Annotated in this window: 21 protein-coding genes; 6 read left to right on the top strand and 15 right to left on the bottom strand. The window is 65.6% G+C overall.

The features are described from left to right. Positions 1-143: 143 nt before the first annotated feature. From kynU to ABIB27_RS15370, 3 genes are read right to left on the bottom strand one after another with little or no spacing between them, the layout of a single operon-like run. Complete coding sequence (gene kynU, locus ABIB27_RS15380) at positions 144-1,379, bottom strand: kynureninase (protein ID WP_354215369.1); 1,236 nt, start codon at positions 1,377-1,379, stop codon at positions 144-146. A gap of 20 nt (positions 1,380-1,399) precedes the next feature. Next, a complete protein-coding gene (kynA, locus tag ABIB27_RS15375) occupies positions 1,400-2,254 on the bottom strand; it encodes a tryptophan 2,3-dioxygenase (RefSeq protein WP_354215342.1) in 855 nt (284 codons plus the stop codon). Positions 2,255-2,306: 52 nt separating this feature from the next. Further along, the gene (locus tag ABIB27_RS15370) at positions 2,307-3,290 is read right to left on the bottom strand and encodes a bifunctional riboflavin kinase/FAD synthetase (protein WP_354215341.1); all 984 of its coding nucleotides are present in this window, start codon (positions 3,288-3,290) and stop codon (positions 2,307-2,309) included. Positions 3,291-3,482: 192 nt separating this feature from the next. On the opposite strand from ABIB27_RS15370, the gene ABIB27_RS15365 reads away from it, so the two are divergent. Further along, the gene (locus ABIB27_RS15365; RefSeq protein ID WP_354254220.1) at positions 3,483-3,950 is read left to right on the top strand and encodes a DUF937 domain-containing protein; all 468 of its coding nucleotides are present in this window, start codon (positions 3,483-3,485) and stop codon (positions 3,948-3,950) included. A gap of 177 nt (positions 3,951-4,127) precedes the next feature. On the opposite strand, the gene ABIB27_RS15360 is transcribed toward ABIB27_RS15365, so the two are convergent. The 3 genes from ABIB27_RS15360 to truB are packed head-to-tail and all read right to left on the bottom strand — an operon-like array spanning position 4,128 to position 5,915. Continuing rightward, positions 4,128-4,619, bottom strand: a complete 492-nt coding sequence (locus tag ABIB27_RS15360) for a hypothetical protein (protein ID WP_354215339.1) — start codon at positions 4,617-4,619, stop codon at positions 4,128-4,130. A 1-nt stretch (position 4,620) separates the two neighbouring features. Then, positions 4,621-4,974 (bottom strand): hypothetical protein, encoded by a 354-nt coding sequence (locus ABIB27_RS15355; protein WP_354215338.1) that lies wholly within the window; start codon positions 4,972-4,974, stop codon positions 4,621-4,623. Between the two features lie 2 nt (positions 4,975-4,976). Then, on the bottom strand, positions 4,977-5,915 hold the full coding sequence (gene truB, locus ABIB27_RS15350; RefSeq protein WP_354215337.1) for a tRNA pseudouridine(55) synthase TruB: 939 nt from the start codon (positions 5,913-5,915) through the stop codon (positions 4,977-4,979). Positions 5,916-5,984: 69 nt separating this feature from the next. Between truB and ABIB27_RS15345 the strand changes: the two genes are divergently transcribed. Further along, the gene (locus tag ABIB27_RS15345) at positions 5,985-7,148 is read left to right on the top strand and encodes a pyridoxal phosphate-dependent aminotransferase (protein WP_354215336.1); all 1,164 of its coding nucleotides are present in this window, start codon (positions 5,985-5,987) and stop codon (positions 7,146-7,148) included. Positions 7,149-7,157: 9 nt separating this feature from the next. On the opposite strand, the gene trxA is transcribed toward ABIB27_RS15345, so the two are convergent. Then, entirely contained in the window at positions 7,158-7,592 is a 435-nt protein-coding gene (gene trxA / locus ABIB27_RS15340; protein WP_354215335.1) for a thioredoxin, read from the bottom strand. A gap of 14 nt (positions 7,593-7,606) precedes the next feature. Further along, on the bottom strand, positions 7,607-8,092 hold the full coding sequence (locus ABIB27_RS15335) for a nucleoside deaminase (RefSeq protein WP_354215334.1): 486 nt from the start codon (positions 8,090-8,092) through the stop codon (positions 7,607-7,609). A gap of 186 nt (positions 8,093-8,278) precedes the next feature. On the opposite strand from ABIB27_RS15335, the gene ABIB27_RS15330 reads away from it, so the two are divergent. Next, positions 8,279-9,397: a ScyD/ScyE family protein gene (locus ABIB27_RS15330; protein WP_354215333.1), complete on the top strand. Its 1,119-nt coding sequence runs from the start codon at positions 8,279-8,281 to the stop codon at positions 9,395-9,397. 109 nt (positions 9,398-9,506) lie between these two features. On the opposite strand, the gene rbfA is transcribed toward ABIB27_RS15330, so the two are convergent. From rbfA to rimP, 5 genes are all read right to left on the bottom strand, one after another. Continuing rightward, positions 9,507-10,016 carry a 30S ribosome-binding factor RbfA gene (gene rbfA, locus ABIB27_RS15325; protein WP_354215332.1) on the bottom strand — a complete coding sequence of 170 codons (510 nt, stop codon included), beginning with the start codon at positions 10,014-10,016 and terminating at the stop codon, positions 9,507-9,509. A 242-nt stretch (positions 10,017-10,258) separates the two neighbouring features. Beyond that, positions 10,259-13,198, bottom strand: coding sequence for a translation initiation factor IF-2 (infB, locus tag ABIB27_RS15320; protein ID WP_354215331.1), 2,940 nt, complete (start codon positions 13,196-13,198; stop codon positions 10,259-10,261). A gap of 152 nt (positions 13,199-13,350) precedes the next feature. Beyond that, the gene (locus tag ABIB27_RS15315; RefSeq protein WP_354215368.1) at positions 13,351-13,728 is read right to left on the bottom strand and encodes a YlxR family protein; all 378 of its coding nucleotides are present in this window, start codon (positions 13,726-13,728) and stop codon (positions 13,351-13,353) included. A 190-nt stretch (positions 13,729-13,918) separates the two neighbouring features. Further along, positions 13,919-14,896 carry a transcription termination factor NusA gene (gene nusA, locus ABIB27_RS15310; RefSeq protein WP_354215330.1) on the bottom strand — a complete coding sequence of 326 codons (978 nt, stop codon included), beginning with the start codon at positions 14,894-14,896 and terminating at the stop codon, positions 13,919-13,921. Next, positions 14,896-15,510 carry a ribosome maturation factor RimP gene (gene rimP, locus ABIB27_RS15305; RefSeq protein WP_354254217.1) on the bottom strand — a complete coding sequence of 205 codons (615 nt, stop codon included), beginning with the start codon at positions 15,508-15,510 and terminating at the stop codon, positions 14,896-14,898. Before rimP ends, nusA begins: the two co-directional genes overlap by 1 nt. A gap of 105 nt (positions 15,511-15,615) precedes the next feature. Here rimP and ABIB27_RS15300 point away from each other — a divergent pair, with 105 nt between their 5' ends. The 3 genes from ABIB27_RS15300 (at position 15,616) to ABIB27_RS15290 (ending at position 18,646) form a co-directional block, all read left to right on the top strand. Beyond that, complete coding sequence (locus ABIB27_RS15300; protein WP_354254215.1) at positions 15,616-16,752, top strand: DUF4439 domain-containing protein; 1,137 nt, start codon at positions 15,616-15,618, stop codon at positions 16,750-16,752. Positions 16,753-16,829: 77 nt separating this feature from the next. Further along, positions 16,830-17,558, top strand: a complete 729-nt coding sequence (locus tag ABIB27_RS15295) for a VIT1/CCC1 transporter family protein (RefSeq protein WP_354215327.1) — start codon at positions 16,830-16,832, stop codon at positions 17,556-17,558. Between the two features lie 14 nt (positions 17,559-17,572). Continuing rightward, positions 17,573-18,646 carry an aminoglycoside phosphotransferase family protein gene (locus ABIB27_RS15290; RefSeq protein WP_502909232.1) on the top strand — a complete coding sequence of 358 codons (1,074 nt, stop codon included), beginning with the start codon at positions 17,573-17,575 and terminating at the stop codon, positions 18,644-18,646. Between the two features lie 172 nt (positions 18,647-18,818). Here the strand turns inward: ABIB27_RS15290 and ABIB27_RS15285 are convergent, their stop codons facing one another. Together ABIB27_RS15285 and ABIB27_RS15280 are read right to left on the bottom strand one after the other, a co-directional pair. After that, the gene (locus ABIB27_RS15285; protein ID WP_354215367.1) at positions 18,819-19,613 is read right to left on the bottom strand and encodes a sulfite exporter TauE/SafE family protein; all 795 of its coding nucleotides are present in this window, start codon (positions 19,611-19,613) and stop codon (positions 18,819-18,821) included. A gap of 19 nt (positions 19,614-19,632) precedes the next feature. Next, positions 19,633-21,441: a proline--tRNA ligase gene (locus tag ABIB27_RS15280; RefSeq protein ID WP_354215326.1), complete on the bottom strand. Its 1,809-nt coding sequence runs from the start codon at positions 21,439-21,441 to the stop codon at positions 19,633-19,635. Between the last annotated feature and the right edge of the window lie 221 nt (positions 21,442-21,662).

Raw genomic sequence — 21,662 nt, 5'->3', positions numbered from 1 at the left:
TAACAGGAGTTCTTCGTGATTAAAAGCCGCCACGCGGGGCGGTGGAACAGCCGGTTTCAGGGAGTCAAGGGGCCGCCGACTTTGAAATAGCCCTGCGAAACAGCTGCTCCGGCGGCGCGGGCGCCAACACCGTACGCCGAGAGTCAGCGCTGCAGGAGCTCCCGGATGGCAGCCATTCCCCGGTGCACCTCCCCGAAGCTGGTGCTTAGCGGCGAGAGGCCGATCCGGATGCCCTGTGGTGCCCGGAAGTCCGGAATAACGTCCTGTTCCCAGAGTGCCGCGGTCACGTTCCGGAATGCCGGATGGTCCAGGGTGATGTGGCCCCCCCGAAACGCCGGGTCGCGCGGCGAAGCCAGCTCCACACCCAACGGGGCGAGCCAAGCCTCGTAGACGGCCACGGCGTAGGCGGTCAGTGCCAGGGATTTCTGCCGGATGGCCGCCATGCCGGTTTCTTCGATGAGGTCAAGGGTCCCGCGCATGGCCAGCATTGCGAAGATGGCCGGCGTGCCGCTAAGGAAACCACGGATGCCGGGCGCCGGCTCGTAGCCTGCAGCCATCTCAAAAGCGTCCTTGCGCCCCATCCAGCCCCAGATCGGCTGTTTGAGGCCGGACAGGTGGCGGCCGTTGACGTAGGCGAACGCCGGCGAACCCGGTCCCCCGTTGAGGTACTTGTACGTGCAGCCCGCGGCAAAATCCACGCCGGCGCCGTCCAGGTCCAGCTCCACGGACCCAGCGGAATGGCAGAGGTCCCAGACCACCAGTGCCCCCGCGCTGTGCGCAACCTCCGTGATGGCCGGCAGATCGGCCAGGAACCCCGAGCGGTACGCCACGTGGCTCAAAAGTACGACGGCGGTGGCCGGGCCGGTTGCCTCCCGCACCTGGTCGGGGGTCACCCCCGTTGCCGGATCTGCTTCGATCCAGGTGAGGGTCAGGCCCTCCTCGCGGGCGATTCCTTCCACAAGGTAGCGGTCGGTCGGGAAGTTGTCAGTGTCGAGGACAATCTCGGTGCGGGCAGGATCCGCCACGGCGGCCAGGGCGGCACGGATCAGTTTGTAAAGCACCACAGTGGTGGAGTCCGCGATGATGGTCTGGCCGGGGGCTGCACCGAGGACAGCACGGCCCAGCTGGTCGCCGATGGCCTGCGGCAGGTCCAGCCACTCCTCGTCCCAGCCGCGGATCAGCCGCCCGCCCCAGCCGTCCTGGATGAAGGTGCTGATGTCCGTCACGGTTCGTTTGAGCGGCCGGCCCAGGGAGTTTCCATCAAGGTAGGAAAGGTCAGTGTCCGTGCCGATGAAGAGGTCCCGGGAGCGTGCCAGCGGGTCAACGGCGTCAAGGTGCGCTGCCTGCCGCAGGAGGGCGGCGCCGTCGTGAGTTTCCATCGCCGCCCCGGTAGGGTTGTTCACTGGCCGATCTCCGTCCGTACCGCGAATAATTCCGGGAAAAAGGTGAGTTCAAGGGCCTTCTGCAGGAACGCGGCGCCGCTGGATCCGCCGGTTCCCGGCTTCATGCCGATGGTGCGCTGGACGGTCCGCAGGTGCCGGAACCTCCACAGCTGGAAGTTGTCTTCAAGGTCAACCAGTTCCTCGCAGGCCTCGTACGCTCCCCAGTTATTGGCCGCGTCTTCGTAGATGTGCTTGAACAGCGGTACCAGCTCCGGGCAGAACTCGTGCGCACGGGTAACGTCCCGTGCCAGGACGGACTGCGGCACGTCATAGCCCTGCCGCGCCAGGTAGGAAAGGAACTCGTCGTAGATGCTGGGTGCGTTCAGCAATTCGTCCAGCATGGCGTGGGCGGCCGGATCGGATTCGAACACGGGGAGCATCTTGCGGTTCTTGTTGCCGAGGACAAATTCCATCGCACGGTACTGGCTGGACTGGAAACCGGAGGAATTGCCCAAGAAGCCACGGAACTGGGAGTACTCCGTGGGCGTCAAGGTGGCCAGGACTGACCATTGTTCCGTGAGTGTCTTCTGGATGTGTTTGACCCGGGCTATGCCCTTGAGGGCTGAGCCGAGATCGTCGGCCCGGAGCCAGGCAGCTGCGCTGCGGAGCTCATGCAGCACCAGCTTCAGCCACAGTTCGGTGGTCTGGTGCTGGATGATGAACAGCATTTCGTCGTGGTGCTCGGGATTGCTGACCGGCTGCTGTGCGTTGAGAAGAACGGGCAACTGGAGGTAGGACGCGTAGCTCATCCGGGAACTGAAGTCGCGGACGATTCCTTTGTCAAGCTTCCGGGTGTTCTTTTCAACGGTCACTGCGCTGCCTTTCTTATGCTCGAGGGCCGCCGTTGATTGCCGGTGGGCCGGGTCAGCGCCTCGCCAGGAGATCGTGGGCCTGGATGACGTCCAGGCGCATCTGGTCAATAAGGGCCTCAGGCCCACGGTAGGCCACCATGCCGCGTAGCCGCGCCACAAATTCCACAACTACTGTCTGGCCGTACAGATCGAAGTCCTCCACGTCTTCGTGCGGGCGGTCGATCACGTGGGCTTCGACCTGTCGGCTGACGCCGTCGAACGTCGGATTCGAGCCCACCGAGATGGCAGCAGGCCAGCGGGTACCCGCCTGGTCAACCAGCCAGCCCGCGTAAATTCCGTCTGCGGGGATGTACCCGCTGGCGTCGTGGGCGAGGTTGGCCGTGGGGAAGCCGAGGTCACGGCCGCGGGCCGCCCCATGCACTACTTCGCCGCGCATGCGGTGCGGACGGCCCAGCACTGAAGCAGCTGTGACGACGTCGCCTGCCTGCAGCGCTTCCCGCACCCAAGTGGAGGAACAGCGGCGGTCTGTACCGTCGTCGTGATGCAGCGGGTAGCCTTCCGAGCCGAACTCGCTGATGACCTGGACGTCGAAATTGAACTTTTCGCCCAACCGCTTCATCGTGTCAAGGTCACCGGAGTTTCCGCGGCCAAACCGGGCATCATGGCCGATCACGACATGGCTGGCGTGGAGGCTGTCCACGAGAACCTGGCCCACGAATTCCTCGGGGGTCAAGCTGGCGAGGTTGAGCGTATACTTCATCACCAGAACGGCGTCCAGGCCCAGCTCGCCCAGCGCCACCAGCTTGTCCGCCAGGCCCATGATCATCTCGGGCGCGGACTCCGGCCGGTGAACCAAGGCGGGGTGCGGATCAAAGGTCACAGCCACGGTTTTAGTCCCGTTAAGGCGGGCGGAGCGGATGAGCTCGGAGAGCACTTGCTGATGGCCCCGATGGACGCCGTCAAAGTTGCCGAACGTGACGACGGAGGGACCAAAGTCCGCCGGGACCTCGGAGGGATCGTTCCAGATGTAGACCATCAACCTCGCCTTTTACTGCCTGCAATGACATCGCTCCGAACGCGCCGGCGCCGGAACTCTCTAAGATTACCCGCATTCGGCGTCGCTGCCGGACGGCACGGAGAGAGCGGACGCCAGCGGCAAATCTCCCCAGAGCGTCCCTAGTGTTGGGCAGGGCGCCAGACTACGATTCAAGGGCAGACCTCCCGCGGCATGCCCGTGTGCGCGGCGCAGGTTGACACCGCCGACGGCGAAAAAATAGTCGGCCACGTATTCGGCGGCCAGCAGGACTACGTGGCAGCGCAACTGGCAGGTACCTCCGGCCTCGGTGGCGTCGGCGGGGACCTGATCCGCAAGGCCCTGCCCATCCTGGCGCCGATCGTCATGTCCTACCTTGCCAAAAGATCTTCGGCCAGGGCGGGCAAGGCGCCGGCGGGGCAGGGCAGGCCGGCGGAGTTGGCGGCGGGCAGGCTGGCGGCATCGACCTCGGCAGCATTCTGGGCGGAATCCTCGGCGCAGGTGCCGGGGCCGGTGCCGGTGCTGGTGCTGGTGCTGGTGGAAATGCCGGAGCCGGCCAGCAGGGTTCGGTGTTGGACAGTATGCTGGGCAGTCTGGCGGGCAGTTCGGTGGCGGGACGGGGGCAGGCGCACCGGTAGACTCACCGGCCGCCTCGCCGGTTAGCCAGGGCCCGGACGGGGCTCAGCAGCCCGGACTTCAGCGCCCGCCCGGGCAGCGCTCAGTCCAGCCCGATGAGGCCATCCAGATTGATCTGCCCGAAGGGAACCTGCACAGCGGGAACCCGACAAGGATGGCGGCCTGGGCAAACTGCTCGGCTGTCTGTTCGGTAAGAAGTAAGGGCTAGGGCTGGACGCTGGCCGTGCCGGTCGGGCGCTGGCCCGGCCGGCGGCGGTACAGCCAGACGAGCCCCAAGATGGGCAGCAGCAAAGGAATAAATGCATATCCGCGGCCGAAAAGCGACCAGACTGTTTCGTGCGGGAAGGCGACCGGATCGACGACACTCAGCGCCCCCACCACGATGACTCCCACGAGTTCCACCAGCACCGCGACCAGCGAAACCTGGAACGAGGTGCGGCCGGCCTTGGCCAGGGAAACGGTGGCCACAAGATAGACAACCGCCGCGAAGGCGGACAGCAGGTACGCCAGTGGAGCGTCGGAAAACTTGGTCAGGATCTGGTAGCCGGCCCGGGCGGTGGCTGAGATGGCGAACACCGCGTAGAAGGCAATCAGGAGCCTGCCCGGCCCGGTGTTGCGCGTGTCCTTCGAGGAGACGGATGAGTTGTCCGGAGACGTTTCGGGACGAGGGGCTTTCACGTTGCGGGCTTCTTCCATTTCAGTACCAGATCTGGTTCATTCGGGCGGCCATCACCAGGGCGGTGACACCGACGGCTGCGAGGACAAAGTTGCTCCAGCGGGTCCGTTCAAGGATGGACCAGTAGACTGCGGCCGGCGGCAGGAGCATTGCCGTAGCCAGGTAGCCCCAGAACTCCCAGGCTTCTCCCGCGATCGGCTCGCCGGCGATGACCCGCACAATGGAACCCACCAAGTAGACGATGAGTGCCAGTTCGACGGCGGCCACCGACAGGATGGTGATGTCGTTGGGAGCCTTCCTGAGGATGCCGGCAACCAGGCAAATTCCACTTGAGAGCAGGCCGACCACAAGAATGAGGTAAAAAAAAGCATCCATGCCTAGACGTCCCCGGCGGCGGGTAGTGCCGTCCCAGTGTTGCCGGGCGCGAACACCAGCACCGGCTTGGCGAAGGTGCCCACATCAGCCAAGAGCGCCACCAGGTTGCCGTCCGGCGCAAACGCCGCAGCAGGATGTTCCACGGTGGCCGCCGCTGGGCTGCCCGTGGCCGCGCCCGCAGCGATTCGACGGCCAAACGAAATCTCGGTGGTTTCCTCGGCCGTGAGTTCACGGTTTGGCATCAGTGCCCGCGCGGCCTGGGACATTTCCAGGACCTCAAGCTCTTCGGCCAACTGCTCGAGAGTCCGGGCCTGGTCCAGGGAATAAGGACCCACGTGGGTGCGCCGGAGTGCCGTCAGGTGTCCACCCACCCCCAGCCCGTCGCCGAGGTCGCGGGCCAGGGCCCGGATATACGTCCCGGAGGAACACTCCACCGTGACGTCGAGGTCTAGAACATCGCTGCCGTGCCCGCGCCTGATCGCATGCACTTCAAAGCGGTGGATGGTGACAGGGCGGGCCGCGAGCTTCACTTCTTCACCGGAGCGGACCCGGGCATAGGCGCGTTCACCGTTGACCTTGATGGCGCTTACGCTGCTGGGCACCTGCTGGATCTCACCCGTCAGGGCAGCGACGCCGTCGTGGATTGCTCCGTCCGCGACGGCGGCGGCGCTGACGGCGGCAATTACGTCGCCTTCGGCGTCGTCCGTGATGGTGGACTCGCCCAAGCGGATGGTGGCCGTATACGTTTTGGAGGTGCCCACGATGTAGGTGAGCAGGCGCGTGGCCTTGTTGATGCCAACCACCAAGACACCTGTTGCCATGGGGTCGAGGGTTCCGGCATGCCCCACTTTCCGGGTTCCGGCGATGCGCCGCATCCGACCAACCACATCGTGGCTGGTCCATCCCTGCGGTTTGTCCACTATCACCAGTCCAGAAAGCACGCTCCCCAGTATATCGGCGCCGACGCCGGGACCAGCCCAGGTGCGTGGGCGGCGGTTAGGATGGCATGCATGCCTGAGCTTGCCGCGCACGTGCCCGACGTCCCCGTCAACCAGATCCGCGAAATCACCGAGGCTGCCTGGTGTACTCCTGGCGCCATTATCCTCAGCATCGGCGAACCCGCTTTCCCGCTGCCCCGCCACGTCCTGGACGCCGGCATGGCCTGCCTGGACCGGGACGAGACCAACTACACACCCAACGCCGGTATCCCGGCGCTTCGCGAGGCCTTTGCAGCCCGGTTCCGTGAACGCGCCGGACTGGACCAGGACAGCATTGGCGCCGACCGCGTCTACGTGGTGGACGGCGCCCAGCAGGGATTGCACTTTGCCATGAGCCTCCTGCTCTCCCCGGGTGATGAGGTGCTGATCCCGAATCCGGGCTATCCCACCTTCGCCATGACCAGTCGGCTCCTGAGCGCCGTGCCGGTGGGCTACCCGCTCTATCCGGACCAGGACTTCCAGCCCCGGATCCAGGACATCGAGGCGCTCATCACGGACCGGACCCGCGTGCTGATCCTGAACTCGCCCTCCAACCCGCTGGGCGCCGTCCTGGGTGAGAACCTGACCCGGGAACTGGTGGATCTGGCCCGCCGGCACGACCTCTGGATCATTTCCGACGAATGCTACGAGGCGTTCACATACGATGTGCCGCACGTCAGCCCGGCACGCTTCGACAGCAATGTCCCCGGCGAGGCACGCGTCTTCACCTCCCTGACCTTGTCCAAGACGTATGGCTTGACCGGCCTGAGGATCGGCGCGCTGGTCTGCCCGCCGGGCTTGGAGCGGACCATGAACAACGTCATGGAAGCGATCGTCTCCTGCGTGGCCTCGCCCTCGCAGTATGCGGCCCTCGCGGCCCTGACCGGTCCGCAGGACTACGTCCGGGAGGCGCATGAACACTATCGGGCCAACAGGGACGCGGCTGCCGCTGTCCTGGCAGCCAAAGGTATTCCATTTTTGAGTGCTCAAGGTGCGTTTTATCTCTGGGCCGATGTGTCCCACGCCAGCGACGGCGACGTACGGGCCTGGACCCGCAGGTTCCTGGCTGACTCCGGCGTGGCGCTGGCGCCGGGCACGGCCTTCGGCTCCATCGGGGAGGGCTGGGTGCGGATTGCGCTGTGTGGTAGCCGGCCGGAGCTCGTCGAAGGCATCGGCTGTTTGCCGCAGCGAAATTAGAACCCGCTTTTAGACTCGGCCCGCCAGCGCCGAATCGAGCCAGGACCGCAGGGCCTCGGCTGGTGCTGCCCCTGCCTGCTTGGCCAGCACCTTGCCGCCATCCATGACCATCAAGGTGGGAATGGCCTGTACATCGAACCGGCCGGAAAGCCGCGGTGCCCGGTCAACATCAATCTTGACGAGCTTGATCGCTCCGGCCCGTACGGTCGCCAGCTTGTCCAGGACCGGACTGACCATCCGGCAGGGCCCACACCAGGCCGCCCAGAAATCAACCAGCACAGGTACTGGGGATTGCTCGGCGACGGCGGCGAAGTCGTCGTCCCCGGCAGCCGTGATCCACGGCAGCCCCAGCTTGCAGTTTCCGCAGCGGGGACGGCCGGTAGCCGCTGCCGGGACGCGGTTGGTCTTGCCGCAGCTTGGGCATTTAATCAGGGCGGGTTCCACGGGTGCCTCCGGGGTCAGTATGCTGTGCGTTCCGTATAGGTGCGCCACGCGTCGAACGGGGCGTCCGACGTCGGAATTGCCTCGTGTGCCACCGGCAGCAGCTCAGGTCTGGTGCCGTTGAAGTACTCATAAAACACGGCGTCGTCGAAACCGGCAGCAGCGGCGCCATGGCGGTCTGCTGCGAAGTAGACGCGGGAAATCCTCGCCCACAACGCGGCCGACAGGCAGAGCGGGCACGGCTCACAGCTGGTAAAGAGCACGGCGCCGCTCAGGTCGAAGTTTGAGGTGGCGGCGGCCGCTGCCCGGATGGCCACCACTTCTGCATGGGCGGTTGGATCGTTGTCCCGGGTGACCCGGTTTGTCCCTGCGTGGACGCGGCCATCCGGGGTCACCACCAGCGCGCCGAAAGGACCACCTCCGTCTGCAACATTGCGGATGGCCAGCTCAACGGCCTGTTCCAGGTAACGGGTGGCATCGTTACTATTGCGCGCCTGAGTCATAGCTAGATCCTAGCCATGACTCGCGGAGTGCGGCGTCAAAATAGGGGGGTCAGAAAAGGAATTTCCATCGACGGTGCGCATCCAGAGGACTAGTCTGGCGCCCGGGGGTTGTATGAATCCATTATTACTTTGGTCTCATTGCCCAACCCGTCCGCGGGGTGGTGCACCTCAATTCCGGAGGACGCAATGAAGAAGAAGTTTCCCATCGTCGCGTGCCTGGCCGCAGCGGCGTTAGTCATTCCTATCGGGCCGGCCGCGGCGGGCTCTTCAGCACCAGAACCTGAGATCCTCGCCTCCGGGCTGCTTTCGCCTCTGAGCCTGGCCGTCAGCAGGGATGACACCGTTCTGGTCACCCAGAACTTTGCGGGCCGATTGGACCGCGTGGAGAACGATGGCCAACTGGCCAACGTTTACACGAAGGCCAACTGGGACATTTCGGGCGTAGAAACGCGACGCGGGACTACGTATTTCGTGGAGAGCGTGGGCGCCGGCGGCGGTAATCCTGGTGCGCTGGAGGGCTATCTGAAGTCCATCGACAAGTCCGGAAACGTACATACCATTGCGGATTTCGCCGCCTATGAACGCACCCACAACCCCGATGGCGGCCAGGAGTATGGCTTTGGTTCGGACGTTCCGGCCGACTGCCTGCAGCAGTGGCCCGCCTTCCCGCCGGCCCGGTACACGGGACTCGTCGATTCGCATCCCTATGCCACAGCGGTCAACGGCTCGGATGTCTATGTTGCTGACGCCGGTATGAATGCCATCCTCAAGGTCGACACGGAAAGCGGTGACATCTCGACGGTCGCTGTCCTGCCGCCACAGCCTGCGGTGATTCCTGCCGGTACCAAAATCCCGACAGACATGGCCGGTGGAACCGTGGAGGTCCCTGCCTGCGTGGTGGGCCTTGAGTACGCCTTTGAACCCGTTCCCACCGATGTGGAGTTTGGCCCTGACGGCTGGCTGTACGTCTCAACGCTTCCCGGCGGCCCCGAGGATCCGTCCCTCGGCGCCCGCGGCGCGATTTTCCGCGTAAATCCATGGACCGGACAGACACTGCTGTGGGCGGAGGACATCCTGAGCCCCACCGGCATCGCGGTATCCGAGAGCGGGGACGTCTATGCAGCGTCGATGTTCGGCAACGAGATTGTCAAAATCGATGCTTGGACCCGTGAGCAGTCGCAGTTCCTGGCCGTAGACGGTCCGGCTGCCGTGGAGCTGAGGGGCGACACCCTCTACGCCACGGCGGGCTTCAGCTTCACAAGCCCCGCCCCGGCTGGAACGGTCCTGAAGGTCAGCATCCGCTAGGTCCTGCGGGCCGCAAGCCCGGCAGACCAAGGAAGCCCGGACCGCAAGTGCGGTCCGGGCTTTCCCACTGCTGAAGGCCAACGTTTGCAGAAGGCCAGTGCTCAGACGGTTACTTGTTGGCGTCTTCGTCGAGGTCTTCGTCGTCGCTGAGGTCGATGTCCTCTTCGTCGAAGTCGTCCTCGTCGATCTCCACATCGGCTGGGACGTCGCTCTTGTACGGGTCAACGTCGCCAGCGTGCTTGGCATTCTCAGCCAGCGCGGCCACCTCAGCGTCGCGCTTCTTGGCTGCCCGGAGAAGTTCCTCGAGGTTTGACGCGGTAACCGGGATCTGGTCTGCCACAAACTCCAGCGTCGGCGTCAGGCGGACGGTAACGTTGCGCCCCACCTCCTGGCGGAGCACACCCTTGGCCTTCTCCAGTCCCTTGGCGGCCTCCGCCTGGACAGTCTGGTCTCCGAGTACGGTGTAGTAGATCGTGGCGTGCTGCAGATCATTGGTCACGCGGGCATCCGTAACAGTGATGCCCTCCAGCCGAGGGTCCTTAACCTTCCGGCCAAGAGCCTCTGCAACAACAACCTTGATCCGCTGCGCCAATTTGGCAGCCCGTGCGGGATCAGCCATTTCCACTCCTAAATATTTGGGATGTACGACGGCGGCGCGGCAGTTGGGCAGTTAATGAGCCCCTGAGGTGCCACGCGCCTCTGGTGAGTTTACGACGATGCCGGAGAGTTTTGGGGGCGCCCGGGAGTGGCATCGGGCCTACCGGAGCTGGGCGGCACAGGATCGCAGATCCCGTGCCGCCCAGCGTAGGGGCGGGGCGCCCCCAAAACTCGGAGGCTCCACACAAAGCGAAGCAACGAACCTTAGGCGCGCGGCTTCTCGCGCATCTCGAAGGTCTCGATGATGTCGCCTTCGGTGATGTCGTTGAACGAACCAAGACCGATACCACACTCGAAGTCCGTGCGGACCTCAGTGGCGTCGTCCTTGAAGCGCTTGAGCGTCTCAACGGTGAGGTTGTCACCGATGATCTTGCCGTCGCGGCTGATGCGGGCCTTCGTGTTGCGTCGGATGATGCCCGAGCGGACGATGGAGCCTGCAATGTTGCCGAACTTGGAGGAACGGAACACTTCGCGGACCTCGGCGGTGCCCAGCTGGACCTCTTCGTACTCCGGCTTGAGCATGCCCTTGAGGGCCATCTCGATGTCATCAATTGCTGCGTAGATGACGGAGTAGAAGCGCATGTCCACGCCTTCGCGGTCTGCCAGTTCGGCAACCCGCTCGGCAGGCTTGACGTTGAAGCCGATGATGACGGCGCTGTCGACCGTCGCCAGGTTGACGTCGTTCTGCGTGATGGCACCAACGCCGCGGTGGATGACGCGCAGCTGCACGCCATCGCCCACGTCGATCTTGATCAGCGCGTCTTCGAGGGCTTCCACGGCACCGGACACGTCACCCTTGAGGATGAGGTTGAGGGTGTCGATCTTGCCATCGGCCACGGCCTGGTCGAAGTCTTCCAGGCTGATGCGCTTGCGGCGCTTGGCCAGGGCGGCGTTGCGGTCGGCTGCTTCACGCTTCTCGGCGATCTGGCGGGCGGTGCGCTCGTCACCGGTCACGAAGAAGGTGTCACCGGCGCGCGGCACGTTGGACAGACCCAGAACCTGCACGGGGCGGGACGGGCCGGCCTCGGTCAGTGCGCTGCCGTCGTCATCGAACATGGCGCGGACGCGGCCGTGGGCCGTACCGGCCACGATCGTGTCACCGACCCGCAGCGAACCGGACTGCACCAGGACGGTGGCCACGGAACCGCGGCCCTTATCCAGGTTGGCTTCGATCGCGATACCGCGGGCGTCCTTGTTCGGGTTGGCGCGCATGTCCAGGGCGGCGTCTGCGGTGAGCAGGACGGCCTCGAGCAGCTCGTCAATGTTGAGGTTCTGGCGGGCAGAGACCTCCACGAACATGGTGTCGCCACCGTATTCTTCGGGAACCAGGCCGTACTCGGTCAGCTGGCCGCGGACCTTGTCCGGGTTGGCGCCTTCCTTGTCGATCTTATTTACGGCCACCACGATCGGCACATTTGCTGCCTGCGCGTGGTTAAGGGCCTCAACGGTCTGCGGCATAACGCCGTCGTCCGCTGCGACCACCAGGATGGCGATGTCGGTGACCTTCGCGCCACGGGCACGCATGGCGGTGAACGCCTCGTGGCCCGGAGTATCGATGAAGGTGATCTTGCGGTCCTGGCCTTCGTGGGTGTGCGTGACCTGGTAAGCACCGATGTGCTGCGTGATGCCGCCGTGCTCGCCCGCCATGACGTCGGACTTGCGGATGGCATCGAGCAGGCGTGTCTTACCGTGGTCGACGTGGCCCATGACGGTGACAACCGGAGGACGTGCCTCGAGGTCTTCGTCGCCTTCGGCTTCGAGTTCTGCTTCGAAGTCGATGTCGAAGGTGGAGAGCAGCTCGCGCTCCTCGTCCTCCGGCGACACGACCTGGAGCTTGTAGCCAAGCTCCTCGCCGAGCAGTGCGAAGGTTTCCTCATCCAGTGACTGGGTGGCTGTGGCCATTTCGCCCAGGTGGAACAGGACGGTGACCAGTGCTGCGGGGTTGGCCTCGATCTTGTCGGCAAAGTCCGTGATGGACGAACCGCGGCGGAGCCGCACTACAGTGTTGCCGTCGCCGCGAGGTACGCTCACGCCACCCAGCGACGGGGCACTCATCTGCTCAAGTTCCTGGCGCTTGGCGCGCTTCGACTTGCGCTGCTTGCCACGGCCTGCGCCGCCCTTACCGAAGGCACCCTGGGTGCCACCGCGACCGCGGCCACCCTTGCCGAAACCGCCGCCGGCCGGAGCACCGCCACCGGCACCGGGAGCGCCGCCTGTACCTGGAGCGCCACCCGGACGTCCGGGTCCACGGGCTCCGCCACCGGGACGTCCAGCACCAGCCGGTGCGGGACGCTCAGTGCGGTTGGGCATCATGCCCGGAGTCGGACGGTTTCCACCGGCACCAGCGGGACGTGGTGCACCCGGGCGGGGTCCACCTGCACCGGCAGCGGGACGGGGCCCACCTGCACCAGCTGCGGGACGCGGACCACCGGGACGGGGGCCACCTGCACCGGCTGCGGGACGCGGACCACCGGGACGGTCGCCGTCGGGACGGCTTCCACCGGCGCGGGGCATACCCTGCGAGGGAGCGAACGGGTTGTTACCCGGACGCGGGGCACGTTCTCCGTCGCCACCGCGACCTCGGGGCATGCCCTGGGACGTGGCGAACGGGTTGTTACCCGGACGGGGACCGCCGGGACGCGGTGCAGAGCCACCCTGCGTTGATCCGCCCGAGCGGGACGGCGCAGCCGGGGTTTCAGCCCTGGGTGCCGGACGGGCACCCGGCTTGGCGCCGGTGGACGGGGCACTTGCGGCCGGAGCTGAAGCAGCAGGCGCTGCGGCTGCCGGGGCTGCGGCGGCGGGAGCTGCGGGTGCAGCCGGAGCTGGCGCAGCAGGCGCTGCCGGAGCTGCGGCACCGGCCGCTGCCGCGGCTGGTGCTGCCGGCGCCTTGGGGGCTGCCGGACCCGGGGCAGGTGCTTGCGGACGTGATTCTGCCGACGGGGCAGCCGTCTTGGGCGCGGCTGCCGGAGCTGCGGCCTTCGCCGCGGCGTCGGGGTAGGCGTTGCGGAGTTTCCGCACCACCGGGGCCTCAATGGTGGAAGAGGCAGAGCGAACGAATTCGCCCAGTTCCTGCAGTTTTGTCACTGCATCTTTGGAAGTAATACCGAGCTCTTTAGCGAGCTCATGTACGCGGACCTTGGCCACATTTCTCCTGTCTCGGTCCGCACCGAGCCAGGCACGAACCGTCTACTTCTTACTGCGGGCCCCAGCCGCGGTTGCAGCTGAAGGGCCCATTGCAGAGCGCAACAAAGTTGTCATCGTTGCGCACTCATCGCTGGGAACTCATCGGGTTTCCATCAGTTTTCTGACCCGCTTTCAGGTTGGACGGTTGTTGCCGCAGCTACCGGAGGCATCTGCAGCGGGCCGGCGGCCTGCTCACCTGCCAGGATCCAGCGTTCGACGGCGGTGGCCCCGGTTGCGCCGTGGAGGGCCCTTCCGAATGCTCGCCGTTTGACCGCAAGGGCCAGGCACGTTTCGCTGGGATGCAGCCATGCACCCCTGCCAGCCATCCGGCGTCGTTCGTCTACCAGCACTGCGGTGGAACCGCTGCCTTCGGCGACGAGCCGGAGTAACTCTGACCGCGAAGCCTTTTTCCGGCATCCGATGCAGGTACGCTGCGGTTGATTCTCGCTGTGCTGATTGGCGCTGTGAAGCACTTCTGCCACGGTGAGCATCTTCCTGACGTTCAAGACTGCCGGCCTCAAGGCCCCCAACCGCAAGTAAGCGGAGCGGGAACACTCGGGGCACACGAATACCGGCCGTTAGGCGCGGTCAAGGTCTATTCTAGCCCCTCGGGGCCGTTCTACCCGAAACCGGTGCGTCGACCCAAGGTATGGGGCCGTTGGCCGACGCGCCGGACACGGCTCAGCTTCGCGGCGCGGCGGCGTCCGAGACGATATCGATGCGCCATCCGGTGAGCTTGGCAGCCAGACGGGCGTTCTGGCCTTCCTTGCCGATGGCCAGGGACAGCTGGTAGTCCGGAACCACCACACGGGCGGAGCGGGTGGCTTCGTCGATGACCGTGACGGAATTCACGCGCGACGGCGACAGTGCGCTGGCGATGAACGTTGCCGGATCCTCACTGAAGTCCACGATATCGATCTTCTCGTCGTTCAGTTCCGTCATGACGGCGCGGACGCGTGAACCCATTTCGCCGATGCAGGCACCCTTGGCGTTGATGCCCGGAGTGTTGGCCTTCACAGCGATCTTGGTCCGGTGACCGGCCTCGCGGGCCAAAGCGACTATCTCGACCGAGCGGTCCGCAATCTCCGGGACCTCCAGCTCGAAGAGCTTCCGCACAAGGCCCGGGTGTGACCGGGACAGCGTGACGGACGGGCCCTTGGTGCCGCGGTGAACATCGATGACCAGGGCACGCAGCCGGTTGCCGTGGGTGTACTTCTCCCCCGGCACCTGTTCGGGCGGCGGCAGCAGGGCCTCGACGGTGCCAAGGTTGACCTGGATCATGTGCGGGTTGTTGCCCTGCTGGATCAGGCCGGCCACGAGTTCACCCTCACGGCCCTTGAACTCACCGAGGATGTTGTCGTCCTCGACGTCGCGCAGGCGCTGCAGGATGATCTGGCGGGCGGTGCTTGCAGCGATCCGGCCAAAACCTGAGGGCGTGTCCTCGAACTCGCCGATGGGGGCGCCGTCGTCGTCGATTTCCACGGCCCAGATGGTCACGTGGCCGCTCTTGCGGTCCAGCTCCGCCCGGGCCTTCTCAAAGGCGCCGGGCGACTTGTGGTAGGCCACCAGAAGCGCCTGCTCGATGGTGGGAATCAGAAGGTCCAGCGGGATTTCGCGCTCACGCTCCAGAAGTCTCAGCGCGCTCATGTCAATATCCATCAGGCCTCCTCAGAAGGTCCATTGTGTTCAGGTTCCAGACCAGCTTCTTCAAGGTGGCTGAATTCGATCTCGACTTTTCCGTTGCGGATCCTGTCGAAGGGAAGTTTCAGGGGCTCGCCCTGCTTGGGCTTCATGCCCTTCTTGACGGCGATCTCGGGGACGATTGTCACGCCGGATTCGTCCACTGACTGGACCCTGCCGGTGACGTTTTCGCCCTGGATGACGTTTATCTTGACCAGGCGGCCCTTGGCCCGGTGCCAGTGCCTCGATTCGGTCAGCGGACGCCCGACGCCCGGGGAGGACACTTCGAGGTCGTAGGGCCGTCCGTCGTCGGCAGGATCATTGTCCAGGACGTCCGAAAGGACTCTCGAGATATCCGCAATGACATCCAGATTCACGCCGCCGGTTTCCTCCTGCGGCAGGTCCACCACCACGTGGACCACCCGGTGCGAGCCCGGGACGATGGAGACATCCTCGAGGTAGAGCCGGTTGGCCTGGACCGAGGGTTCCAGGAGGGCCCTGAGCCGGGCGGCTTCAGGATTATAGGCGGGCGCAGCAACAGCGGTACCCGATCCGGTCGGGTCTGATGAAGCCGTGGCTTCTGCATTACTCACGATGCCGGCCGCCTTCCAATAGATGATGTTGTGACTACTAGAATAGCGATTTTCCGGCCGCAGTGGTGCACGGAGATGCCCCCAGCCGTGACAACATGGTCTGTTGTGAAAGACGACACTCAGGAAGCTGGCCACCGTGGACGCTATTTCCGGTACGCCGTTTTCACGCTGGCCGCACTCCTGGTGGTGAGCCTGGGATTTGTCCTGATCCCCCGCGAACCGGCTGCTCCCGCACCGCCGCCTTTTTCCGAGCAGGCAAGGGCTGCTGCGTTCTCCGACGCCGTGGATCTCAGGGCCGCGGGCAGTGACCTTGAGGGCCGGGCCGGCGGCATGTTGCCGGCAGCCGATTCCGTTGAAGTATCCGCTGCCGTAAGCCGCGCTGTGACTTTGCTGACTGTGCATGCCCGGGCCTTGATGCTGCCAGCCTATCCGTCCCTTAGCACCCCCGCCCTGGCGCCGTCTTCTGCGCCGGCCCCCCGGCCGTCCACTCCGGCGGACCTCGCCGCCGCCCTTCACTCAAGTGGTGTCCAACGGCTCAATGACGCGGAAACGACCGACGGCGGCATGGCCCGCCTGCTCGCCGGCGCCGGTATTGCCCAACTCTTGGCCGCAGGGGAGCTCGCGGCGGCCGCTGGTGTTGAGGTGGACGCTCCGGTCAGCACTCCCCTGCCCTCTGGCGCCCCGACGCCTCCCACAGGCTGTACCGCGACGGCGACGGCCGGCAGCGCTGGGACCGGCAGCTCGGGTTCCGGCAGCACCGGTGCTGACCTTGCCTCATCCTTCTCAGCTGTCCTCGAGGCCGAGCAGGAACTGGTGTACGCCTACCAGGCCGCACTAAACCGCCTTAACCCCGCGACAGTTGCGCCGGCGTCGGGCTTTCTCGCCGAGCATGAAGACCTCCGCCGCGAGGCAGCGGCCATGGGCGTTGCCCATTGCGCCGCCATGCGTCCCACGCCCGCCGGCTACGCGCTGGACGAAGCGTTCCTGGCAGACCCGGCACGCGCCCTGGGATCGCTGGAGGCTGGCACGCTTCCGGCCTACGGTGATCTCATTGCCCTGAGTGACGGGGCCGACCGGGCGTGGGCATTGTCGGCCCTTCAATCGGCAGTCCGCAGGACAACTCACTGGGGTGGCTCACCCGGCCCGGTTCCCGGTGCGGTCCTGGACGAATCACGGCTCCCGCTGCTACCGGAGTCGGCGCAGGCACCCGGTCCAGCGGCAACCAGTGCAGCTCAGTCCTGACCGGCGCCCGGGGCCTGTTAGCCCTGCCCGGCCACCATCTAGTGGCCAGTCACCGGCACTAGTGATTTGCTGGAGGAATGAACACTGCGGCCGCCCCCTCCTTCCATGAAGATGAACCCCACCACAACGACATTGCGCAGCGCCTGAATTGGCTCCGCGCCGGTGTTTTGGGTGCCAACGACGGCATCGTTTCCGTCGCCGCGATAGTAGTGGGCGTGGCCGGCGTCACCACCGAGTCTGGACCCATCCTGGTGGCCGGAACCGCCGGACTGGTGGGCGGTGCGATCTCCATGGCCCTGGGCGAATACGTGTCGGTCAGCAGCCAGAAGGACAGCCAGGAAGCCCTGATCGAAAAGGAACGCCGGGAACTGCAGGAGCAGCCAGAGGAAGAGCTGGAGGAACTCGCTGCGATCTACCAGGGCAAGGGCCTGAGCGCTGACACCGCCAGAACGGTGGCCAGGGAGCTGACAGCCCACGACGCACTCGGAGCACACCTGTCTGCTGAACTGCACATCGACGAGACCGATATTGTGAGCCCCTGGCATGCTGCCCTTGCTTCCGCAGTTGCCTTTGTGGTGGGCGCCATCCTGCCCATGCTCGCCATCCTGCTGCCACCGGAGGGCATCCGGGTTCCCCTCACCTTTGTGGCGGTGCTGGTTGCTCTCGCCGCCACCGGGGCGCTCGGCGCCTGGATCGGCGGCGGTTCGCAGTGGAGGGCGGGCGCCAGGGTGGTGGTGGGCGGAGCCATTGCCCTGATTGCTACGTTCTCCATCGGCAACCTGCTGGGTGCAAGCGGGATCGTGTGAGCCTTCCGGGCGCTGTGCCGATCCCGCCTGCCCTCAGCGTGCGGTACAGCCGCGACAGCACAGGACGGGCATGGCTTTCGTCGCTGCCCGGACTGATCCAAGGGCGGCTGGAGCATTGGGAGTTGGCTGTTGACCTGGCAGCAGGTGCATCGCCTTGGTGTGGCCACGGCGCCGTGGTGGTCCCCGTCCGCCTGTCGGACGGGACACCTGCGGCCCTCAAGGTCGCCTTTCCGCACGACGGGGCCAAGGCCGAACGCCACGCCCTGGCTTTGTGGGGCGGGGCCGGCGCCGTCCGTTTGTTGGAGTCCGACGGCGGAACGTGCGCCATGCTCCTCGAGCGGCTGGATCCGGGCTCCTCGCTTCAGGCTGTTCCGCTGGATGAGGCGGCGGCAGTCTGGGGCAGCCTCATGCGGCAGCTAAGCCTCGTACCCGATGAACGGCCAGCATGGCAGGAGTTCGACCATATCGCCGGACGCGCAGAACAGTGGAGCGATGACCTGCCCTCCGACTGGGAACAGCAGGGCAGGCCCTTCCCGCGGTGGCTGCTCGAAGCTGCCCTGGAAGTCTGCCAGACCCGCGGCGCCGTAGGCCGCCGCTCCGGCCGTGACGTCCTGGTGCACACGGATTTCCACTTTCTGAATATCCTGGCCCGGCCGCAGGCGAGCGGTGCACCGGGCGCAGTTGCACGGGGCGCCGTTGCACGGGGCGCAGCCGATCAAGGCGCCCGGGCCGGCGCCGACGGCATGAACTTCGTGGCCATCGACCCGCAACCCATGATCGGTGAACCCGAATTCGCGGTGGCACCGTTGTTGTGGAACCGCCTCGGCGATCTTCCGCGGAGCGATCCCGCCGCAGGGCTGCGCCAGCGCTGCAGGGACTTCAGCGCCGCCGCGGGCCTTGACGCTGAGGCTGCACGCCAGTGGGCGGTGCTCCGGGAAGTGGAAAACGCCCTCTGGTACGCGTCCCGGCCAGGCCATCAAGGTGATCTGGCGAGGTCGCTCTGGGTGGCCAGCACGCTAGCCGGCCGGACCCTCAAAGGCCTCCCCGCCGTCCATTACCTGCCCGAACCGGGGCAGGCGGACCGCTGACGGAAGCTTTCCGTGGCGGGTCGGGCTGGGAACCTGATCAGGGGGCCGGACCGCTGCAAAAAGCAGAGCTGACCGCCTCCACTACAGTGCCAATATCGTCCGTGTCAGTGCTCCAGTTACCTGCATGGTACGCCCGGCCTGCCGGGGCCGCGAGGGTTCGCCCTACCCCCTGTCAGGCGAAGTTTTCCTGCCAGACATCGAAGCCGAGCTTCATGATGAGGGCGCCCACCACCAGCAGGAAAACGATCCGAATAAACCCGCTCCCCTGCTTCACGGCGGTCCTCGCGCCAAGGTAGCCACCTGCCATGTTGGACAGGCCCAGCACCAGGCCCACGCCCCACAGGAGTGAGCCGTGGGGCAGGAAGAACAGCAGGGCCCCTCCGTTGGTGGCCATGTTCACGATCTTGGCCTTGGCGCTGGCTTCGAGGAAGGCGTACCCCATGGCCGAGACGAGCGCGATGATGAGGAACGAGCCGGTGCCCGGGCCGATCAGGCCGTCATAAAAACCGATCACCGCGCCGATCAGACACGCCACGACGTAGTGGGTGCGGCCGTCATGGCGCAACAGGGTTACGTCACCGACGTCGGGTTTGAGTGCGGTGAAAAGTGCGACGGCGACCAGCGCGGCCACGATGATCGGCTTGAACACACTCGCCGGGAGGGTAGCCGCCAGCACAGCGCCGCCGAAGCTGCCGGCCAGGGCGATCACCGCCATGGGGATGGCTGTCCGAAGGTCCGGTTTAACCCGCCCGTAGTAGGTCACCGCACTTGTGGTGGTGCCGAGAATCGACCCCATCTTGTTGGTGGCCAGCGCCTGGACTGGAGTGATTCCGGGGACCAGCAGAAGGGCGGGCAACTGGAGCAGGCCGCCGCCGCCCACCACAGCGTCCACCCAGCCAGCGGCGAATCCAGCCACCACGAGCAGGATGATCGTGGTGAGCTGGATCGACTCGAACCCGGAAACCATTACCGAGAAAGGCGCAGCATCAGCTGCGGACTGAAGTGACCACGTAGTCAACGGCCTTGTCCACGGCTACGTTCTCCGCTTCGCCGCTGCGGCGGTCCTTGATCTCGACGACGCCGTCCACCAGTCCGCGGCCGACGGCCAGGATGGTGGGGACGCCTACCAGTTCGGCGTCACCGAACTTGACGCCCGGGGACACCTTGGGGCGGTCATCGTAAATAACGTCGAGCCCGGCGGCTTCGAGTTCGAGGGCGAGCTTCTCTGCGGCCGCGAAGATTTCCTCGCCACGGCCCACAGCCACCACGTGGACATCGGCGGGGGCGACAGCGCGCGGCCAGACCAGGCCCTTGTCATCGTGGTTGGATTCAGCCAGGGCAGCAACAGCGCGCGTGACACCAACACCGTAGGAACCCATGGTGACCACCACCTGCTTGCCATTCTGGTCCAGGACCTTCAGGTCGAGGGCTGCGGCGTACTTGCGTCCCAGCTGGAAGATGTGGCCCATTTCGATTCCACGCGCGGTTTCCAGGGGACCGGAGCCGTCCGGGGCGGGATCGCCCGCGCGCACCTCGGTAGCCTCAATAACGCCGTCCCAGCCGAAGTCGCGCCCGGCCACGAGGCCGAAGACGTGCTTACCGGCTTCGTTGGCCCCGGTGATCCAGGTGGACCCGCTGACAACACGGGGATCGACAAGGTACAAAAGCTTGGCCAAACCTTCGGTGCCCAGCAGTGGCGCGCCCAGGGACAAGCCAGGCCCAAGGTAACCCTTGACGATAAGGGGCTGCTTCTTGAGGTCCTCTTCGTTAGCAGCTTCCAGTCCGATCTCGCCTCCGATGGGCAGGAAGGAACCGATGTTGGCTTCTACGCGCTTCAGGTCCACACCGCGGTCTCCCGGCACACCGATGACCACAATCTGGCGCTCACCGGTGGGCAGGGTGACGGCGAGGACCACGTTCTTGAGAGTGTCAGCACCAGTCCAGGCGCCGCCGTCGGCCTCTGCCCGCGGAGCGAGCTGGTTGGCGGCCGCCACAAGCGTCTCAATGGTGGGCGTGTCCGGGGTATCCAGGACCTCTGCGGCGGGCGCGCCGCTGAAGTCGATGTCCGCGGGAACCACCGTGGTGACAGCCTCGACGTTGGCGGCATAGCCACCGGCCGAGCGCACAAAGGTGTCTTCGCCAACCTCAGTGGGGTGCAGGAACTCTTCGCTCTTGGAGCCGCCCATCGCGCCGGCGGTGGCGGTTACCGGAACAACTTCCAGGCCCAGGCGCGCAAAAATCTTCAGGTAAGCGCCCCGGTGGGCGGCGTAACTGGCGTCCATGCCGGCGTCGTCAACGTCAAAGGAGTAGGAATCCTTCATGATGAATTCGCGGCCGCGCAGCAGGCCAGCGCGCGGGCGTGCCTCATCGCGGTACTTGTTCTGGATCTGGTAAATGCTCAGCGGCAGGTCCTTGTACGAGGAGTACAGGTCCTTGACCAGCAGGGTGAACATTTCCTCGTGCGTGGGCGCCAGCAGGTAGTCGTTGCCCTTCCGGTCCTTGAGGCGGAAGATACCCTCGCCGTATTCCGTCCAGCGGTTGGTGGCCTCGTAGGGTTCCTTGGGCAGGAGCGCCGGGAAGTGGACTTCCTGGGCGCCAATGGCCGTCATTTCCTCGCGGATGACCTGCTCCACCTTGCGCAGGACGCTGAGCCCGAGCGGCAGCCACGTATAGATGCCGGGCGCCGCACGCCGGATGTAGCCGGCCCGGACCAGGAGCCGGTGGCTGGCCACCTCGGCATCGGCGGGATCTTCACGCAGGGTGCGCAGGAAAAGCTGGGACATTCTTGTGACCACGGGTCGGTATCCGTTTCTGGGGGAATGGCTGCTCAAAAAGCAGAGCCGGGCAATTCGTCTGGGTACTAATCTACCGGCAATCCAGACCGCAACCGGAGGCGGAACGTGGTGCAGGGGCCACAGAGGGCCGATGACCTACGGTGCGGCAGGACCGGGGCGGACGCAATAGAGCCACGCCTGGCGGCCCAAGCCCCTGGCCGTAAACGGCTGGTCGTTGCATC

Origin of the sequence: Arthrobacter sp. UYEF21 (assembly GCF_040546085.1) — a bacterium.
Taxonomy (GTDB): Bacteria; Actinomycetota; Actinomycetes; order Actinomycetales; family Micrococcaceae; genus Arthrobacter.
This window is presented reverse-complemented; position numbering and strand designations above follow the sequence as displayed.

Excerpts from the sequence above, each read along its gene's own strand:
- ABIB27_RS15315 (WP_354215368.1), bottom strand. The coding sequence starts at position 13,728 with ATGCTCACCGTGGCAGAAGTGCTTCACAGCGCCAATCAGCACAGCGAG.
- ABIB27_RS15335 (WP_354215334.1), bottom strand. The coding sequence starts at position 8,092 with ATGACTCAGGCGCGCAATAGTAACGATGCCACCCGTTACCTGGAACAG.
- nusA (WP_354215330.1), bottom strand. The coding sequence starts at position 14,896 with ATGGATATTGACATGAGCGCGCTGAGACTTCTGGAGCGTGAGCGCGAA.
- kynU (WP_354215369.1), bottom strand. The coding sequence starts at position 1,379 with ATGGAAACTCACGACGGCGCCGCCCTCCTGCGGCAGGCAGCGCACCTT.
- ABIB27_RS15365 (WP_354254220.1), top strand. The coding sequence starts at position 3,483 with ATGCCCGTGTGCGCGGCGCAGGTTGACACCGCCGACGGCGAAAAAATA.
- ABIB27_RS15355 (WP_354215338.1), bottom strand. The coding sequence starts at position 4,974 with ATGGATGCTTTTTTTTACCTCATTCTTGTGGTCGGCCTGCTCTCAAGT.
- ABIB27_RS15330 (WP_354215333.1), top strand. The coding sequence starts at position 8,279 with ATGAAGAAGAAGTTTCCCATCGTCGCGTGCCTGGCCGCAGCGGCGTTA.
- ABIB27_RS15285 (WP_354215367.1), bottom strand. The coding sequence starts at position 19,613 with ATGGTTTCCGGGTTCGAGTCGATCCAGCTCACCACGATCATCCTGCTC.
- rbfA (WP_354215332.1), bottom strand. The coding sequence starts at position 10,016 with ATGGCTGATCCCGCACGGGCTGCCAAATTGGCGCAGCGGATCAAGGTT.
- ABIB27_RS15345 (WP_354215336.1), top strand. The coding sequence starts at position 5,985 with ATGCCTGAGCTTGCCGCGCACGTGCCCGACGTCCCCGTCAACCAGATC.
- ABIB27_RS15360 (WP_354215339.1), bottom strand. The coding sequence starts at position 4,619 with ATGGAAGAAGCCCGCAACGTGAAAGCCCCTCGTCCCGAAACGTCTCCG.
- ABIB27_RS15370 (WP_354215341.1), bottom strand. The coding sequence starts at position 3,290 with ATGGTCTACATCTGGAACGATCCCTCCGAGGTCCCGGCGGACTTTGGT.
- ABIB27_RS15295 (WP_354215327.1), top strand. The coding sequence starts at position 16,830 with ATGAACACTGCGGCCGCCCCCTCCTTCCATGAAGATGAACCCCACCAC.